14 protein-coding genes and 1 tRNA gene are annotated in these 18,248 nt (G+C 37.3%); 2 read left to right on the top strand and 13 right to left on the bottom strand.

Annotated elements, in window-relative coordinates:
- Positions 1 to 13: 13 nt before the first annotated feature.
- The 13 genes from KBW87_RS02545 to KBW87_RS02485 form a co-directional block, all read right to left on the bottom strand.
- Positions 14 to 943: an SLAP domain-containing protein gene (locus KBW87_RS02545; RefSeq protein WP_236695253.1), complete on the bottom strand. Its 930-nt coding sequence runs from the start codon at positions 941 to 943 to the stop codon at positions 14 to 16.
- Positions 944 to 1,110: 167 nt separating this feature from the next.
- Positions 1,111 to 2,253, bottom strand: a complete 1,143-nt coding sequence (gene wecB, locus KBW87_RS02540; protein ID WP_057809843.1) for a non-hydrolyzing UDP-N-acetylglucosamine 2-epimerase — start codon at positions 2,251 to 2,253, stop codon at positions 1,111 to 1,113.
- 11 nt (positions 2,254 to 2,264) lie between these two features.
- Positions 2,265 to 2,441: a hypothetical protein gene (locus tag KBW87_RS02535; protein ID WP_034976210.1), complete on the bottom strand. Its 177-nt coding sequence runs from the start codon at positions 2,439 to 2,441 to the stop codon at positions 2,265 to 2,267.
- Positions 2,442 to 2,527: 86 nt separating this feature from the next.
- Positions 2,528 to 2,601: transfer RNA gene (locus tag KBW87_RS02530), tRNA-Arg, on the bottom strand.
- A gap of 51 nt (positions 2,602 to 2,652) precedes the next feature.
- Positions 2,653 to 3,981 (bottom strand): PTS sugar transporter subunit IIC, encoded by a 1,329-nt coding sequence (locus KBW87_RS02525; protein WP_057809841.1) that lies wholly within the window; start codon positions 3,979 to 3,981, stop codon positions 2,653 to 2,655.
- On the bottom strand, positions 3,978 to 5,222 hold the full coding sequence (locus KBW87_RS02520) for a DEAD/DEAH box helicase (protein ID WP_057809839.1): 1,245 nt from the start codon (positions 5,220 to 5,222) through the stop codon (positions 3,978 to 3,980). Before KBW87_RS02520 ends, KBW87_RS02525 begins: the two co-directional genes overlap by 4 nt.
- Positions 5,222 to 5,929: a GH25 family lysozyme gene (locus KBW87_RS02515; protein ID WP_057809837.1), complete on the bottom strand. Its 708-nt coding sequence runs from the start codon at positions 5,927 to 5,929 to the stop codon at positions 5,222 to 5,224. The genes KBW87_RS02520 and KBW87_RS02515 overlap by 1 nt, the downstream gene beginning before the upstream one ends.
- Before the next feature lie 107 nt (positions 5,930 to 6,036).
- Positions 6,037 to 6,438 carry a type II toxin-antitoxin system death-on-curing family toxin gene (locus KBW87_RS02510; protein ID WP_004046233.1) on the bottom strand — a complete coding sequence of 134 codons (402 nt, stop codon included), beginning with the start codon at positions 6,436 to 6,438 and terminating at the stop codon, positions 6,037 to 6,039.
- Entirely contained in the window at positions 6,439 to 6,687 is a 249-nt protein-coding gene (locus KBW87_RS02505) for a hypothetical protein (protein WP_057809835.1), read from the bottom strand. It lies immediately after the preceding gene.
- 123 nt (positions 6,688 to 6,810) lie between these two features.
- Positions 6,811 to 7,377 (bottom strand): hypoxanthine phosphoribosyltransferase, encoded by a 567-nt coding sequence (gene hpt / locus KBW87_RS02500; protein ID WP_004046237.1) that lies wholly within the window; start codon positions 7,375 to 7,377, stop codon positions 6,811 to 6,813.
- Between the two features lie 103 nt (positions 7,378 to 7,480).
- A complete protein-coding gene (locus tag KBW87_RS02495) occupies positions 7,481 to 8,839 on the bottom strand; it encodes a hemolysin family protein (protein WP_057809833.1) in 1,359 nt (452 codons plus the stop codon).
- Between the two features lie 100 nt (positions 8,840 to 8,939).
- Complete coding sequence (locus KBW87_RS02490; RefSeq protein ID WP_057809831.1) at positions 8,940 to 9,596, bottom strand: nitroreductase; 657 nt, start codon at positions 9,594 to 9,596, stop codon at positions 8,940 to 8,942.
- Between the two features lie 194 nt (positions 9,597 to 9,790).
- Positions 9,791 to 16,276 carry a mucin-binding protein gene (locus KBW87_RS02485; RefSeq protein WP_057809828.1) on the bottom strand — a complete coding sequence of 2,162 codons (6,486 nt, stop codon included), beginning with the start codon at positions 16,274 to 16,276 and terminating at the stop codon, positions 9,791 to 9,793.
- A gap of 438 nt (positions 16,277 to 16,714) precedes the next feature.
- Here KBW87_RS02485 and KBW87_RS02480 point away from each other — a divergent pair, with 438 nt between their 5' ends.
- Together KBW87_RS02480 and KBW87_RS02475 are read left to right on the top strand one after the other, a co-directional pair.
- The gene (locus KBW87_RS02480) at positions 16,715 to 17,518 is read left to right on the top strand and encodes a hypothetical protein (RefSeq protein WP_057809826.1); all 804 of its coding nucleotides are present in this window, start codon (positions 16,715 to 16,717) and stop codon (positions 17,516 to 17,518) included.
- Between the two features lie 222 nt (positions 17,519 to 17,740).
- Positions 17,741 to 18,229, top strand: coding sequence for a sigma-70 RNA polymerase sigma factor region 4 domain-containing protein (locus KBW87_RS02475; RefSeq protein ID WP_057809825.1), 489 nt, complete (start codon positions 17,741 to 17,743; stop codon positions 18,227 to 18,229).
- Positions 18,230 to 18,248: the final 19 nt, after the last annotated feature.

Below are 18,248 nucleotides of genomic sequence, written 5' to 3'. Positions count from 1 at the left end.
TCTCCTTTTCTATTTAATATCTTAAAGCTTGAATCGGATCCGACTTCAAATCACTTTGCGCAATATACTTATCAGTCCCTTTTACTCGATAAATCATCTCACCATCACCATCCTCTCCAATAGTGGCACGATCTACAATAATTTTTTGACCTTTTCTATATGGAAATACTTCATGAGTAAATTGGCCTTTACTATTCCATACATAATATTCACTGCGCCTACCGTAATCTGGGGTTCCAAGCGTAACTGTTGCTTCGGCAGTAAACAATTCTTTTCCGTTAATATATCCAATATTAGCTGCTTTAATGTAGCCACCGGAACCAATATTATAATATTGCTTACCTTTAATTGTTTTATAGCTTACCCACAACATTTTATCTGACTCGCGTTGAATATAATTATTAAAGTAATAAAACTTAGGCATGTCTTTATCCGTATTTGGCATTTCGTTTATCTTGCCTACATAATTTACAGCCGTTCCTTTTCTAATCAAGGTGTTTGACTTACTACCTTGATATTTCTTCAACCGTTTGCCATTTTTATCATATACATAAGCATTATGATAAACGCTCAAAACGCCTTTGCCATTCATTGAGGCAATGTTATAACCTAAGATATAGCCACCATCTCCAATATTATAAAAAATAGCTTTTTTATAATTTCTCCATCCTACATCATATTTATTCATATATAGTGGACCACTATAGTACTTCACCTCATCTCCTTCCTTAAGGTAGGGCTTACCTCCACGATAAGCGTTCAATTTCTTACCATCTTTTCCGTAGACATGTGCACCATCTCTTCTAATAGTAAGGGTGCCTTTTTCTTTCTTATTTTCTGTGCTAGCAGCCTGAACGGGAGTAGGATGTTCAGCCATTGCAAGCACCGGTGTAGTCGCCATCAATACGGCCACTGAACCAATTACTATCTTTTTAAAATTCATCTATCTGCTTCTTTCTAATCATTAATAACTATTATCTAAAGCAAGTATAACAGAATCCTGAAATTATTGCCTAAAATAACGACTCCAATTAGAGAAAAATTAATAAGTATATATTAATAGTGATTGAATACAAAAAAGCTGATGCACTATCACATCAGCTTTTTTCGTTATTCAAAATCTTCTGGTCTTTCTGCTGTATCTTTATTAAAGTAATAGTAAATTGCATCCATAATGCGCTCACTGGCACGACCATCACCATATGGATTCTTGGCATTCGCCATCTTATCATATTCACTCTTATTTTCGAGTAGCTTGACCATTTCATCATGCACTTTATCAACTTCAGTGCCAACAAGTTTCAAGGTTCCAGCCTTCACTCCTTCTGGACGCTCAGTTGTATCTCGTAAAACTAGTACAGGCTTACCTAAACTTGGCGCTTCTTCTTGAACTCCACCTGAATCAGTCATGATAAAGTAGGATCTTTTAGCCAAATTATGGAAATCCACCACATCTAGCGGATCAATTAAGTGAATGCTCGGATCGGCGCCTAATACTTCCTTAGCCACTTTTTGTACGCGCGGCGACAAGTGCACCGGATAAATAATCTCTACATCATCATGCGTGTCCACTACTTGCTTTATTACTTTAAACACTCGTCGCATTGGTTCACCTTGGTTTTCCCGGCGGTGCATCGTTACCAAAATCACGCGATTCCCTGGTGTAATTTCATCCAGCACATCATGATGATAATTTTTTTGAACAGTTTCATGCAAAGCATCAATCGCAGTATTGCCCGTCACAAAAATATTATCGGCATTATGATTTTCCTTAATCAGATTACTGCGGCTAAGTTCAGTTGGTGCAAAGTATAAATCAGCCAAATCATCGGTCATTTGACGATTCATTTCTTCAGGAAACGGTGAATACTTATTCCAAGTTCTTAATCCTGCTTCTACGTGGCCGAGCGTGGTTTGTTCATAAAAAGTAGCCAAACTAGCCGCAAAGCTCGTCGTAGTATCGCCATGAACCAAGACAATATCGGGCTTCTCTTTCTTAATTACCCTCGCCAAATCAGTCATTACTTTAGAAGTAATATCTTCCAAAGTCTGATTCTTATGCATAATGTTAAAGTCATAATCTGGCTTAATCTTAAAAATGTCGAGCACCTGATCCAGCATCTCACGGTGTTGAGCTGAAACAACTGTTACTTCTTCAAAACGTTGGTCTTCTTTTAATTTTAAAACTAATGGCGCCATCTTGATTGCTTCAGGACGCGTACCAAAAACTGTCATTACTTTTATCTTTTGCATAATTTCCTCAATTATCTCAGTGGATTCATCATAATTGCTGTTACAAGCCCCCATACAATAAAGACACAAATCAGTGCCGTATAAAGTAGCCGCTTTCTAGTCTTGAAAGGACGAGACTTATCCAAGCCAAATACTAAACAAAAACTACCAATTACAATTACTAAGGCAGCAGTCAATAAATATAACATGTTAGTTCACTTTCTAAATCTTGCTAGTTTAATTAAACCATACTACCAGCAAACAAAAAAGACTGGAAAAATCCAGCCCTCATAAATGATCCTGGTGAGATTCGAACCCACGACACACGGTTTAGGAAACCGATGCTCTATCCAGCTGAGCTACAGGATCATACCTAATTAACTTTATCAAAAAATCATGATAAAAGCTAATTATTTTTTACTAATATTGAGTATTAAAGAAAGTTTTTGGATTGTTAACGTCAGCAATCTTATCAGCCGCAAAAACAAACGGTGCCCAAATTGCCAGTCCAATTAACATATTCACTACGCTTAAAATAATCGCGCGCCAATCATAATTGCAGGCCAAGTATGGTCCAATCAATGGTGGCATGATCGAAGGAACAGCTACTTGCACTGGATTAACGAGCCCCATTTTAGTAATCCAATATGAGAAAGCCACATTAACTAATGGCGCTATTACAAATGGAATGAAGTAAACTGGGTTGAGCACGACTGGCAACCCAAAGACAATTGGCTCATTAATATTAAAAATTCCCGGAGCTAGGGCTACTTTAGCAATTGTACGATAATCACTTCTTTTAGAAAAAAGCAAAATCGCCACAATCAACATCAATGTTCCACCGGCGCCCCCAATCCACGCAAAAACTTCAAATGAGCCTTTAACCCAGAGATAGTTGGGTACTTGACCATTTTGCGCAGCAGTAATATTGACATTTTGCGCAGTTAGCCAAATTGAATCCATAATTGGTGACAAAATGCTCAACCCATTGATCCCAAAGAACCAAAAAACTTGAACTAGCAAAGTTACCAAAAGTACTACACCAAATCCTTGACCCAAGTTTACTAATGGAATTTGAATCGTCTTTAACAGCCAACTACCAAAATATAGACCGGTTGAAAGTTGAAAGACGTAATTGATTGCCCCCACACTAAAAATTGAAATAATTCCTGGAATTAAAGAATCAAAGGCTGCTTGTTCCGCATGGGGCATATTGGCCATCATATGCAAGCTAATGCGAGCTTTTACACATAGCACATAAATCCCCACCCCAATTGAACAAAAGAGGATCGCGGTAAAAATACCCGTTGATGAAAACTGTGAAATATCAAAAGCATTTTTGACAATCACATTATCCCCGTTCATCTTCAACTTCATGTAGTTGGCCACACTCATCATAAATGATGCTAGCGAAACAATAGAACCTGCTAATCGATTCACCTCAAAGGTTTTAGACAATTGATAGCCTAATGCCAATGCCAAAAACAAGGCAAAAAGAGAAAAGGTTCCGCGCCACACAATATCGCTAATTGCAACTAGTGGCTGCATTGCAAAAGCAAAAGTCTGCCAGCCCAAATGGTCGCGAGCTGCCTGAATCAGACTTTTAATTAAAACGGCTAAAGATCCCGCAATTGTAATCGGCATTATCGATACAAAAGCATTTCGCAAAGCTACAAGCCACCGTACTTGACCGAGGCGGCTAGCAATCGGCAAAATATAATCTTCAAGCCATGCTACTAATCGACTCATTTCTTACCTTTCAAATAATGAGGGTGATAACCCTTATTTTTATTTTTCCGCTTTTTATGCTTTTTCTTAGCCTTAGGCGTCACTTTCTGCTTTTTATTTTTAGCGGATTCATCATCATTTTTAGCCTTCTTCTCTTTTTTAGCTAAAGTTGTCGATAACTTGTAACCCGCAAAATATACTCGTTCAAGCTCAACTTCACCAGCTAAAAGTTTTTTCAAATCGCGGAAATCATGATCGTTTCCGAGTGTCACCACATAGCCCTCAGCATTCATACGTCCAGTTCGGCCGGCACGGTGAAGATAAGTATTAACTTCACTTGGAATGTCAAAGTTGATGACATGGGTAAGATCTGGAATATCGAGACCGCGCGCAGCTAAATCTGTTGCCAAAAGCAACTTAGTCTTGCCTACTTTCAAGTCATGCAAGGCAGCTTCGCGCTTTTCTTTACCAAATTCATTTGCTAAAATTTCAAATTTAGTTTTACTATGACCAAAGATTCCCGCAAACTTCATCATCGTCTTGTTAGAATCAAAGAACAAAATACCCTTGAAGTTATCCAATTTAGTCATTCTTTGCAAGAACTCAATCTTGTGAGAATTATCAACTTGTAAGAAATAGTTCTTACGTTTAGTAGTTTGTTCCCCGCGCACATCAATTAATAAGAAATTACGGTCAAACAAGCTCTCTGCATCCCTAGTGATTTCAGAATCAGTCGCACCAAATAATAAAATCTGCGCTTGTGAAGACAAATTTTGCCCAAGAGATGCTAAAAGTTCCTTTTTAGCAAATTCCAAAATATCGTCTGCTTCGTCAATGATTAAACTATGAATCTGATTAGTCTTAATCCTTCCACTTGAAAAGAAATCAAAGAAACGACCAGGCGTTGCGACAACTACTTCGGGATGGCGCTTTTTCAAATTTTCTTCTTGGCGTTTGCGATTCCCGGCTCCAACTAAACTTACACCTTTTAACCCTAAAACGTGCAAAAATGGATTAATCACATGCCGAATTTGTACTGCCAGTTCAGTGGTTGGTGCGATAATTACCGCAGAATTAGCTTCCCCTGCTTTTACATTTTCTAAAACTGGTAAGGCATATGCCAAGGTCTTCCCAGTTCCTGTCTTTGCCAACCCTACTACGCTAGCGCCATTCTTGATGGCGTCATAAGTGTTTTTTTGAATCAGTGTTGGCTGTGTTTTATGTTGTTTTGATAAAATTTCTCTTACTTTTTCTTGATACATTATTGTGTCAACTGCCCATACTTTTGTTTATACTGCTGAACCGTGCCGTTATAAGTAAACATTGTAACGCCTTGGTCCAGATTGCTTACATTTTTAACTCTACCATCTGTTGTATATTGCCAAAAGGAATATTTCAACTTATTAGGCGCCTTATTGCCAGTCTTCATGAATAAGGTTCCTTGAGGAAAATATCCATGATATTTGTAATTTTCTTCGACCATCACTGGCTTGCCAAGTTGCTTTAGCATCCCCGCAAAGCGTCCCATTGATCGTAAATATTTAGAACTAGTAGAACTGCTAGCTGGCCGAATTAAGATTGGCAAGGTGCCTGTGTTTCTGCCCACCTTTTTTAAAAAGTAACGGTAATGTTGATTGGAAGTCGATTCATTGCTATAGGTCACAATTACGCCGTATGCCAGTTGGGTGCCTAAAATCTGATCCCGATATAACAAAAAGTCATCATCAAAATATGACCGTCCCTGAGTTGCTTTCAAATAAACAAAGGAGACACCATTGGCTTGCAGCTTATGTAAATCAACATAATCTTGACTTTGATTTAACTCCACTCCAATTGCGCTACTATTTGAATTCGGTGGCAGAGTGGTTTGCTTTTCATAATTAAAATATCCAATTAATAAGCCAGCAATTGCTAAAACTAAGAGGGTTAAAATTGCTGGCAAGGTGAATTTATGATGAAATCGTTTCATCGGGCCTGTCCTCCTAAATAACCATTTTAACCAAAAACCAGCCATTCTCCAACAAAATAAATCAAAAAAAGAATCAGATGCACTAATCATCTGATTCTTCTAGATCATCAAAGCTTTTGCTTTTGACTATGTTCTTTAAGCCAATCTGCAATTTTTTGCATATTCTCCTCTGAATCTTCTTCATTTGTTGCAAATAGTACTATGTCAATTGCTTCTTTATTAGTAATTACTAAATCATAATTATTCTTATACAAAAAATAGGCTGTTGCTGTTAAACTAGTACGTTTATTACCATTTGTAAAAATATGTTTTTTGGTAATTTTCTGCATGATAAAAGCTGCTTTAAGCCATAACGTTGGATACAATTCACGCCCGAACAGAACCTGTTGCGGTTGCATCACTACAACATCAATTCCAGGAGCATATTGTACTAATTCATCTGTAGGAACTTCGGGTCGAATATCATGATTTAGTCTAATTAGTTCATTTCGGGTCAAATAAAGTGTCATTTACATATCCTTTAGAATATCAAAAGCTTTTTTATGATCCGCCATGAATTTCTTAGCAAAATCATCAACTGCTTGATTTTCATCATTAGAATTAATTACTGTAAAAGAAATAGTTTTATGATCTGGACTAATAGTCTTCACTAAATTAGTATCCTCATCAATGCCTAAATCTAGGCGATCTTGTTTACTAATACGCAGTGCATATGAATTACCGTTTTTAAAAATGTGTTTTGCATTATCTACCATCATAATTCTACCTCCTTGTACATACATTTTATATTTTTTGTACGTATAAAACAATCAGTTTGTTAGAAAATCAAAAAAGAATCAGATGTACTAATCATCTGATTCTTCTAGATTCTAATTCAAAAACTACTTAATGTACTTTTCGATAATTTCTGGCTTCAAAACGCCCACGTAAGGGATGTTGCGGTACATGTTCAAGAAATCCATGCCGTATCCCACAACAAATTCATCGCCAACCTTTGAACCGTAGTATTCAATCTCAACATCAGTAGTTCTTCTAGCTTCCTTGTTGAGCATTACGCAACACTTGACACTCTTAGCACCGCGCTCTTTGAATAAATCTTTCATAAACTTCAAAGTCAAACCACTGTCAACAATATCTTCTACGATCAAAACATCGCGATCTTTCACATCAGTTGCCACATCGCTGACAATTTCAACTTTACCCGTTGATTCAAAGCCATCCCCATAGCTTGAAACATCGATAAAGTCCAATTGTTCTTCAACATCCATTTCTCTGGTCAAATCAGTCAAAAAGTAAACTGCGCCCTTCAGTGCTCCAATCACTAATGGCTTCTTACCAGCGTAGTCTTCGGTTAATTGCTTACCTAGACGCTTGCACATTTCTTGAATGTCGTCTTCTGAAAATAACTTGTGATCAATAATTCGATTAATATCGTCGCTTTTTGCCATTTATTTACCCTTCATTTATTACCTTTTCATCCATTATAAAAATGATTATAACATCTTCAAACAAAAAAAGCGCTATTTTTTGCGCTTTCTTGTAGGCTAGGCCCTACTTTTGATCTGTTTTTTCTTCTGAATCGTCATCATCTTTTTCAACTGGCTTAACAATAAACCAACGCATAAAGCCTTGCTCAATGCTATCTAGCTTAAAGATATAACCTTCAAGTTCGACGCTTTCATCCTTTTTAAGGTTTGGATAATGTTCCATCATGTAACCACCAATGGTAATGATGTCGCTATCTTGAAAGGCCTTCAAGTCGGTGTGGAAGTAGCGTTCAAAGTCATACAAAGTCGTCTTTCCAGAAACATGAATGTTACCATTCTTATCCTTGATAATGTAGTCATCAGAAACATCATCAATTTCGTCTTTAACAGAACCGAAGAGTTCTTCATAAATATCCTTATCAGTCACGATTCCGCTCGTACCACCATATTCATCTACCACCAAAACAATTGGCGTATGCTTCTTAATCATCAAATGCAAGATATCTTGAATTGGCATTGATTCAGGCACTGTAATGATGGTGCGGATGATTCTAGTTACGGGAACGTTAGGATCAATTTGATCTTGTTGAACGATATCATAAGCATACACATAACCTACAACGTCATCCTTATCGTTGTCGCGAACTACTGGAAAACGGCTATAACCATCCTTTAAGTACATCTCAAGGGCGGTCTTGATAGTATCAGTTGAATTCAAAACCTTCAACCGTGTTCTATCAGTCATGATGTCTTTGGCAACTTTATCGTTTAACTCAAAGGCACGTTCCATATAAGTTAAATCGTACTTATCAAGGGAACCACCATGAACGGCATTCCGAGAAAGTTTGATAATTTCGGATTGAGAATAGACTTCATTTTCTTCATCAGCTGGTTCAAAGCCGAGCAATTTAAGTAGGCCATTAGAACTGGTATTAAGAAGCCATACGAATGGATAAACCAAAGTATGGAACCATTGAAGTGGAGTTACAATTCCCATCAGCATCTTGACTGGCATATCAATCGCGATATTCTTGGGCACAATTTCAGTTACAACCACTTCTAAGTAAGTTAATAAAATCACACCCAAGATAGCACTAACTGATTTAACCAGAGAATGACTCATCGGAGTTAAGTTAAACAACTTAACAAAAATTTGCGAGAGTGTATCTGCTGAAAACCAACCAAGAACTACACCTACAAGCGTCGTACCAACCTGTGTAGTTGATAGATACTCATTCAGATTATGCACCATATGAAGTGCACGTTGTAATCTTTTCTTATTGCCTTGTCCATTTGCAAGCATATCTTCAAGCTGACTCGGTCTAGTTTGTACTAAGGCAAATTCGGCAGCTACAAAGAACGCCGCAAACACGAAAATAACTAATGTGGCAATTAAATTAGTTATTATCTCAGCGTTACTCAAAGTATTATCACCTTTTTATATAAAATTATTCTAAACATATTTTACCATTTTAAGGATTAGACAGACGCTTTTTACGCTTGAAAAAGGATAATTATAAGGATTATTTTGTTAATTTATAAATTTTTTCAAATGGAACACGATCTGGAACGTACTTTAGATCGTTAACTTCGGCAGATTTATCTGGGTAACCCAAGCCAATTGCCATACCCACCATTTCACCTTCAGGAATACGAGCATATTTACGCACTAAATCTGGATAAGAAACTAATGAGTGAGCTGGCATAATCGACAACCCATTGTCAATTGCTAAAAGCATGATACTTTGAGCAAAAATTCCTAAGTCAAATACAGACCAAGCTGGAGAAGTCTTTGGAATTGTTAAAAAGACAATTGCAGGCGCATTGAACATTTCATTATTGGCTTTAGTAAATAAATTGAGCTTATTACGGAAGAAATAAGTTTGTGAAGCACCCATCGTTGCCATGTTTTGACTTGGAAAAGTATCCCAATTAAGAGAAAGCATTGACGCAAAATCTTCATTAGCCTTAACGCCAGCTTCAATATTTTCTTTGGAAGCTTTTTTCAACTCTTCAAGTGGTTCACCCATCAAAGTATATGCACGCCAAGGTTGTGAATTAAGCAAAGATGGCGATTGCTGTGCTTTTTCGACAATTTTAGCAATAAGTTTCTCATTTACCCTTCTATTGGTAAACTTACGCGTAACACGTTCTTTATTAAAAACTTCTTCAAAATCCATTATATATTTGCCCCTTTCGGAAGTTGTATTTAATTAAAACGTTTTCATCCCTCTATATTCTATAACACTTTTTACTTTTCCATTATAGTAAAAAAATTCACAAATGTGGTGAATTTTTATATATTTCTTTCAAAAAATTAGTAAAAACAAAGAAGGTGACTTTCGTCATCTTCTTCATTCTAAACTATTTAGCTTTAGTTCTTCTTCTTGCGATCAATTGCCAAACTAATGATCCCTGATAAGGCAAGAGCGGCTAAACCAACAATTGCAGATTCAGAAGTCTTCTTTTGGCCGGTTTGTGGCAAAATTCTGTCTGATTGTGGAACTGCACTTCTGCGGTATTTAGGAGTCTTGTGAGCCGCAATTGTATCTTCAGCCAAGGCTGCATTAGTTGAAGTAGACTTCTTCTTAGCATTTACATTTTCAAACTTAGCCTTATTAGTGTCAGTGTAACTTTCGTGGGATGGAGCTACATCGTTATCAAAGTTAGTCTTCTTGGCTGGCTTAGATGGAGTTGCTGGTTCATCGGGAGTTTCATCTGGAGTTGATGGAGTATCAGGTTCAGACGGAGTAGTTGGTGTTGAAGGTTCACTTGGAGTAGATGGCTGTGTTGGATTAGTTGGCTCTGTTGGGGCAGTTGGTTCACTTGGTGTTGAAGGATTAGTTGGCTCTGTTGGAGTTTCAACTTCCTTGTAAACATAAGTAATTACAACATCCCTACCATTAATAGTTCCAGTTGGCTTATCATCTTCTACACGAATGTAAGTGTAAGTCTTGCCACCCTTAGTAATCGTTGTTGGATGATCACTTTCATTGTAGTCAGTGCCATTCTTATGATCTGAACTATGACGTGGATCTTGCAAAACATTACCATGTTCATCTACAAAGTTTACAGTTACATTGTAAGTATTTTCTGATGGTGGAGTTACTGGGGTTTCCTTCAACTTGTAAACGTAAGTAACGTCAACATCCTTACCTTGGATAGTACCAGCTGGGACGTCGCCTTCTTTTACTCTAGTAAATTCGTAAGTCTTACCATCATGTTTGATAGTAGAATCTTTTCTGTTGTTTTCGTCGTAAGATTCGCCATTCTTGAAGTCAGCCGGATCCTTAACAGGATCTTTGATAACATTACCTTCTTCGTCAACATAGTGAACTGTTACGTGGTAAGTTTCCTCAACAGGAGGAACCACTGGGGTAACAGGGTTCTTCTTCAATTTGTAAACGTAAGTAACGTCAACATCCTTACCTTGGATAGTACCAGCAGGAGAATCGCCTTCCTTGACGCGAGTGAATTCGTAAGTCTTGCCGTCATGTTCGATAGTAGAATCTTTCTTACTGTTTTCATCGTAAGATTCACCGTTCTTGAAGTCAGCTGGATCCTTAACAGGATCTTTAATGACATTGCCGTCTTCATCAACATAGTGAACTGTTACGTGGTAAGTGTTCTCTACTGGTGGAGTTACTGAAGAAATTGTGTAAGTTACAACGGTAGTTCCTAAATCTGTCTTGTCAGAATTTGGATCTACTGTTATGGCAGAAACTGATTCAATATCTACCTTGTCGTAACCAACGTCACTTGGTTTCTTAGAATCTACTTGTCCCATCGAATCTTGAGTCTTCCATGGAGTAGTTTCAAGAATTATTACCTTACCATCCTTGTCAGTAGTTGAGAAAATATTTCTAGTAAAGGTTACAGTTTGCTTGTAAGTGTTCTTCCCGTCTGGTGAACCATTTACGTCTTCATAGGTTTGACCACCATCCTTAGTTCCGCGGTAGACAACGGTTCTAGTGAAGGTCTTGGTTTCCTCTTTAACGTCAACATTTGGTAAGTCATAATCAGTTGATGGGCCTGTTTCATGCTTTGGCTTCATGCTGTAAGTTACGATAGTTTCACCCAAGTTTTCAGGATCCTTATCTGGATCAATCTTATGAGCATCAACCTTTTCAATGTCAACTACTTCATAGCCCACTGCACTAGGTGTCTTAGAAACAACTTCGCTTAAAGTATCGTCTTTAGCAGTCCATGGAGTGGTTTCAAGAATCGTTACCTTCCCATCTTTGTCAGTGGCCCTTAAAATATTTCTAGTAAAGGTTACAGTTTGCTTGTAAATGTTCTTGCCATCTGGAGAACCGTTAACACTTTCAAAATGAACACCGCCATCCTTAGTACCACGGTAGACAACAGTTCTAGTGAAGGTCTTGGTTTCCTCTTTAACGTCAACATTTGGTAAGTCATAATCAGTTGATGGACCACTTTCACCTTTGTTCTTTTCGTAAACTAATTCAAGATCCTCAGGATTATCTGAAGTTGGCTTCAGAGTGATTTCGTTAGCTACACCGCTAATCCAGTGCCAAGTACCAACCATATCATCAGAAGTTGCGTACTTGTCGCCCTTGTTCAAAGTAATGTACTTCTGAACTACTTCATCCATAGTTTGAGTGTCATGGTTCCATTCAATATTACCAGCTTTAGTAGTTGCAACTTGCGTCGTTTTACCATTTGCATCCTTAACAGTCTCTGGAGTGGTGGTTTGACCAGTTACCATATCTACATAAATATGACCATCAAACTCAACCTTTTGGGGGATGCTATCCTTCAAAGGACTCTTGGCATCGTTATTTGCAACAAAGGTAATAGTGCGAGTAAATTCCTTATGTAAACTCTTCGGATCAATAGTTGGATTACCATCTGGATCTTTTGGCACGTCCTCGACTGGAGTGTTTGGTGTAATGTCCTTAACTGCGTGTCTTAAATATACATTGAAATGACTATCTTCTTTGCCATACTTATCACCATTATGATAGTCAGTATCTACAAAGACATATCCTTCATTTTCAAGATCTGAAATACGCTTTTCATTATTATTAAAGTGGATTAATTCACCAGTTCTACCTTTATCATCACTTGCAGGATCAGTATCACCAAGTTTAATCTTACGATTCATCCCATAAGTAATGTCCCAATAAGTAATATCAGCATTTACATTTTGAACATACTTAAGAGTTACATCGTAAACTTCTTTAAAGTTTGGATCGCTTGGATCTGGAACCTTGAATTCAGGTGCGTTATTAGCAGTAGCTTCAGTTACAAGCCACTTACCAGCAAGCTTACCATCAGTAATCACTGGCTTAGTTACTTGGTCAAAACTATCCTTGCCATCCACTACCCAAGCTGGGGTAGTGTCAGTATTATCAGAAACTTGAACAGTATTGCCATTTGCATCCTTAACTTCCTTAAGGCCAACTGTCTTATGGGTAATTCTATCAGTGTAAGTAGTCTTAGCGAAGCTTACCTTATCCTGAGTAGTTGGATCAAGAAGTACTTGGTCGCCATCGTCAGTTACATAATGAATGATTCTAACAGATGACTTATGTTCAACGTTCTTATCTACGCCATGAACAAAGTGAATTTCGTAGTGACTGTCAGTATCGCCGTACTTTTGACCATTTCCAAAGTCATCACGAACTAAAACGTAGCCTTGATTTTCAAAGTCCGCAATAGTCTTTTGTGGATCTTGAGCAAAGTGAACATCTTGACCAGGCTTACCGTGTTCATCAGTGTCGTTAGCAGTTGGAATTAAAACTTTGTTATCAGTGTCATCAATGTAAATGATGTCAGCATTAACGTCCTTGGTGTATTCCAAAGTTACTTCACGGTGTGGATCAAAGTTCTTGCTTGCTGGATCAAGGTCAGTTCCATCTTGCTTAGCATTATTAGCAGTTCCGTCAGTTACTGTCCAAGTACCTGCAACCTTACCATCAGTAATTACAGGTTTAGTGACTTGATTGAAACTTCCCTTATTGTTATCAACGGTCGAACCATCGCCAGCAGTTGCAGTCCAAGTAATAGTACCAGGAGTAGTAAGAGCAATTAATACCTTTTGACCAGTAATAGCATCAGTGCCTTCTACAGTCTGTACATTCTTACCGTTTACTACATCTACATAAGCAGTACCTTCAAAAGTAATCTTTTGAGTAGTGTCGTCAAGTAATGGTGTCTTATCCTTTTCAGTTACGTAGTGAATAATACGATCTGCGCTCTTACTTAAATCTTGAGGATCAACACTTGAATTCTTTGGTGGATTTGGTGTCTTTGAAGTGATTTCTACGGCCTTATGCTTCAAGTAAACGTATTGATCTTGAACATCCTCAACAAGTTCTTGGTTAGCAAGTTTACCATCTTCCGCATTTGTAGATAAACCAACGGCAACATATCCTAAATCGCCATATCCTGAATCTGAATCATTATGTTCGCCCCATAGCTTGCTTGTAGCGTTTGGAGTGTCACCTACATCCCCATGCACGTCTTTCACTTCATGAGAAAGGAATTCATTACCATCATTTGGATCAAAGTTGCTGGTCTTATTTGAATCACTAACATCAATATAGTGAATGTTATACCCAGCTGTAGCCTTATTGTAAACAAGGTAAATGTCGTTGTACTTTTGAGCACTAACATTAGCAACTTCTGGAGCAAAATTGCTCTTCAACTGAGTTCCTTCTGGATCATCGTAGTTAGCACGTTCAATTATCCAAACACCAGTAACCTTACCTTCATCCTTGTTAAATCTATCTTTTTGAATTTGAGCAAAGGTATCAGTTCCAACAGCTTTCCAAACCTTCTTGAAGTCAGCGGGCAATTCACTGTAAGTACCATCTGCATTCTTAATAACTTCTTGCTTAGTAACTTGGTCAATATAAGCAGTACGTTCAAAGTTAACAGTTTGAGTATCTGGGTCCTTCAATACTTCATACTTGCTATTGCCTTCATCAGCCACGTAGTGAATGTTACGGCTTACTGAGGTCGTCTCAGTTGTAGGTTTTACATCATGAACAAACTTGATAGTGTAAGCTTTGTGAACTAGTTGATCATTCTTCCAAACACCATCTTTGTCATAGGTTAAGTTGATTTGACTGTTGTCTTTTAAATCTTTTTGAGAAGCATCGTCATCGTTAGTAATTGAAACAAGCTTGTAACCCTTATCTTCAATACTCTTGATTACGTCACTTAAGTTCTTGCCGTCTTTATTTAATGCGCCATATACATCATATTGGTTAGAAGCAGTATTATCATAAGTTAACTCATTGCTTGCTTCATAGTTGTTCCCACTTAAATCTTGAGGAGCTACGGTTGAAATATCTTCAAATGAAAGATCTACTGGTTGATTGTGGTAGTAAGTAACAGTCTCATCTTGAACTGCATCAACATGTTTATTTTTGTAAAACAACCCTGGAGCATTTTGCCAGAGAGAATATCCTGTTCTTTGACTATTACCAGTAGGATCAACATCTTTATCAGGAACCCACCCTGCTAGTTGAGAATATTCTGATCCATCAGTAGCGACTGGACTCTTTTGTCCATCAAAAACAAGGATAAGTCCACGCCAATTAATAGAAAATGTCGTTAGATTATTTTGTGCTCCTGTAGCCATATCCCAACTATAAACTACGTCTGCAATATTAACCTCATTATGATTAGTAGCTGGATTAATTCTATTGTAATTTTTACCGTTTTGAGCTTGTGCAACGGCATATTGAGTAACGGTTGTGGGAGCAATAGATTGATCATCTAAACCATACATTTTATAAGTTATTTGACGAGTATATGCTTTATAAAAGTATTTATCCTGCAATACTGACATTCTATGAATTAAATTAATATTGTAAGTGGCGTTATTCGTTATTGCAGCATGAAGATTATCATTATTATCAGTAGTTATTGTATAACCCGCTAATGTTGGTTTATCTTTTAATGTACTTGGATCCAAATTAAAGAGTCGTGTCTTATCATCCAAGGTAGCAATAGGAGCATGCTTATAGGTTCCTGTTGCTACTGGCGTGTAGGCAGGGCGGCCACCAGCAGTACTGTCAAGTTTTGGATCAGGTCCATAATAATCTTCAGTAACTGAATCTAGATCCTTCTTTATTTGATTAATAAGATCCGTTACAGTAGCTCCAGAGTTTAAAGTATATGTCTTAGTAGTAATAGTGTCTCCAGTACCAAAGTTTGTATCATCATCAATCAAATTAACATTAGCAGTAACTGTATCTTGGTTTTGCGCTTTACTTTCAGTTAAAGCTTTAGCTGAAAGTGGAGTTGCACTAGCTAATTTGAGAGTTTGAGTTTGAATCTCTTGAGTTTTAGTACCCTTCTTATCAGAAGTTAAATCTTCGTGCGACTCGGATTTAACTTCTGGTGGAGTTGTTTTTTCAACTTTAGATTTATCAGTCTTATTTTCTAATGGAGTCTTTGACTCTTCTTTACTATCCGTTGTGGTAGAACCAACAGATGGTGCCTTCTTTTCTAATGATTCAGTCTTCTTATTATTAATTTCTTGAGTTAAGGTAGATTTATTCTCAGGAGTAGCTTTTTTATCCCCTGTACTACTCTTATCGTTAGAAGTTTTATTTATTTCACTTTGAGTAGTATAGTTGTTAGAAGTAGCTTGCTCATTATGCCTCTGTACATCACTTGCACTGGTATCAGTAGAATTTGCATCCCCACTACCGTTACCATCACTATTTGTATCCGCATGTGCTATTTGACTCCCAGCTCCAAACATCAATGATGTTCCAAGCAATACACTTGCAACTCCAACACTAAATTTTCTAATGCCGAAGCGTTGCTTTTCATCAGCTAAATTCTTTTCCAAATCACTATTTCTCTTAGAACTCATTCTTAATCCCTCCGCCATATCAGTTTATCAATATCAATATTATAATAAAATAACAGTTGTTGCTTTTCAACTTTTTTCGATATTTTTTGTATACAATTATTTGATATATATGTTAATTAGTCCTTTATATTTACTCTTCCACCCTAACTTATCACTTTCTGTAAAATAAGCAATCTATCATTAAAAAGTACAAAAGATTCCCGCCTAATTTGACGGAAATCCCTTGTACTTTTGTTTTCTTTACTTTAATGATAGCACGTTTCTTCTATATTTGAGTAACTGAATCACTATCAAATTATTTTTGACTTTTTCGAACTTTTTTGTTGCTTTTTTCTTCCAAAGCTGATAAAGTATTATAGCTATTTAATACTATATGCTTATATTATAATTGTTAGTTTATACCATCATAATTAATAACTAAAGGAGGGAATTTTCTAAATGACTAACCATAAAAAAACTGATGATATCATGAATTTACCAACAGATAAGGAACATTTCTACTGGACTAAAGACAAGATCGTCCGCGAAATCGATAATCCAGAAATGCAAAAGCATATCACCTACATGAAGAATTACGAGATCAACAAGAATACCTTATGTGTTTACAACTTCTTCGAAGATCCCATTAAGGGAAAGTATCTTTCTTGCATCTTTGATGTAGCACTCGGAATTGTCTTTTCAACTCAATCTTCAGCGGCTTTAGTTGAAAGTTTGATTCGCAAAGGCATCTATCCCAGCTACTTCGCCCAAAAGGAAGCCAGCCGACGACTAGATTTCAATCACTTCAATTCAATTATTGTCGGTTATGGTCTCTACTTCACTACGCGCGGAACAACCACCCGGCGTTTTCACTTGCTTGCCTTGCATCATATGAAGGATTACCATATGCTTAATTCAACCGTTAGTGTCTTTACTACGCTGGCAATCAATGGGTTTAAATATGAATTCGAGCTCGATGATTGCCACCAGCAGCTTCCTACACTTCTCAATCATGGCCTTTACTTATACAAGTCTGTCCACGACAGTCTACTTGATCATCTTCACGCCCACACTCATCACGAACGTCTGAAGTTATCCTTAGTCAACAACGAGGACCATTTAATTCACCACGACAAAGACATCAACTTTGTTGCAACCTTAAGCGACGTAATCGAGCAGACATTTTCTGCTTGGCTCAGCCGTGTGAACTACGAACTCAACATTTGCATGGATTGGGCATTTCTCAATATCAAATTTCTTTAAAAAGCTAAAGAATTGACTAGCTTTATTTTTTTACACTTTTTTAGAAAAAATCCACCCCTCATCCGTGCGATTATTGTAAGCTTTCTAACTTTGTTCACCTTTGATAAATGTTGTTAAATCAATAATCGAGCCTGTTAAATTTTAATTTCGTATATTTTTGATTTCTTGCTAATATACTTTCTGCACAAGCGCTTGTGACATTTTTCAAAAGGAACTTAAGAAATGAGAATATCACAAGAAAATTTTTTAACAGCATTTAACAATAAGAAGCTAATTTGCGGCGCGCTCAAGTATGCGCACGTGTATCCCAGCTCTAGCAATTATGAAGACTACTTTCAAGAAGGCGTCTTAGTGTATGCTCATCTCCTAGAAATATACAAGGATAAGGAACGCAGCGAAATCGATAAGCTTGCTTTTAACAAGATTGTTTGGAAAATCACCGATGAACTGCGCAAACTGATGCGTAATAAAGAGCGCAATGTTAACTTCGATGATGCGATGGAGGTCGCTGAGAAGATCAGCTGGGATAACTTGGTTTGGCTAGAATTCGAAGTCGAAAAGATGACAGAACTAGAGAAGACTATTTTCTTTGAGCATTTAATTGGTCGGCGCACGATCACGGCTTTAGCCACAGAATGCAACGTCACGCGCAAGCATCTGCAGACAATCAAACGCAAACTGCTAACTCATTTAGCCCAAGCAATGAAGTAAAATAAGTAAAAAAGTATCA

Source organism: Lactobacillus intestinalis (genome assembly GCF_024397795.1).
GTDB lineage: Bacteria > Bacillota > Bacilli > Lactobacillales > Lactobacillaceae > Lactobacillus > Lactobacillus intestinalis.
The sequence above is the reverse complement of the archived record's forward strand: the minus strand, read 5'-3'. Positions and strand labels throughout refer to the sequence as shown.

What these genes read in the sequence shown, in the direction of transcription:
- KBW87_RS02545 (WP_236695253.1), bottom strand. Translation starts at nt 943, where the DNA reads ATGAATTTTAAAAAGATAGTAATTGGTTCAGTGGCCGTATTGATGGCG.
- wecB (WP_057809843.1), bottom strand. Translation starts at nt 2,253, where the DNA reads ATGCAAAAGATAAAAGTAATGACAGTTTTTGGTACGCGTCCTGAAGCA.
- KBW87_RS02535 (WP_034976210.1), bottom strand. Translation starts at nt 2,441, where the DNA reads ATGTTATATTTATTGACTGCTGCCTTAGTAATTGTAATTGGTAGTTTT.
- KBW87_RS02525 (WP_057809841.1), bottom strand. Translation starts at nt 3,981, where the DNA reads ATGAGTCGATTAGTAGCATGGCTTGAAGATTATATTTTGCCGATTGCT.
- KBW87_RS02520 (WP_057809839.1), bottom strand. Translation starts at nt 5,222, where the DNA reads ATGTATCAAGAAAAAGTAAGAGAAATTTTATCAAAACAACATAAAACA.
- KBW87_RS02515 (WP_057809837.1), bottom strand. Translation starts at nt 5,929, where the DNA reads ATGAAACGATTTCATCATAAATTCACCTTGCCAGCAATTTTAACCCTC.
- KBW87_RS02510 (WP_004046233.1), bottom strand. Translation starts at nt 6,438, where the DNA reads ATGACACTTTATTTGACCCGAAATGAACTAATTAGACTAAATCATGAT.
- KBW87_RS02505 (WP_057809835.1), bottom strand. Translation starts at nt 6,687, where the DNA reads ATGATGGTAGATAATGCAAAACACATTTTTAAAAACGGTAATTCATAT.
- hpt (WP_004046237.1), bottom strand. Translation starts at nt 7,377, where the DNA reads ATGGCAAAAAGCGACGATATTAATCGAATTATTGATCACAAGTTATTT.
- KBW87_RS02490 (WP_057809831.1), bottom strand. Translation starts at nt 9,596, where the DNA reads ATGGATTTTGAAGAAGTTTTTAATAAAGAACGTGTTACGCGTAAGTTT.
- KBW87_RS02485 (WP_057809828.1), bottom strand. Translation starts at nt 16,276, where the DNA reads ATGAGTTCTAAGAGAAATAGTGATTTGGAAAAGAATTTAGCTGATGAA.
- KBW87_RS02480 (WP_057809826.1), top strand. Translation starts at nt 16,715, where the DNA reads ATGACTAACCATAAAAAAACTGATGATATCATGAATTTACCAACAGAT.
- KBW87_RS02475 (WP_057809825.1), top strand. Translation starts at nt 17,741, where the DNA reads ATGAGAATATCACAAGAAAATTTTTTAACAGCATTTAACAATAAGAAG.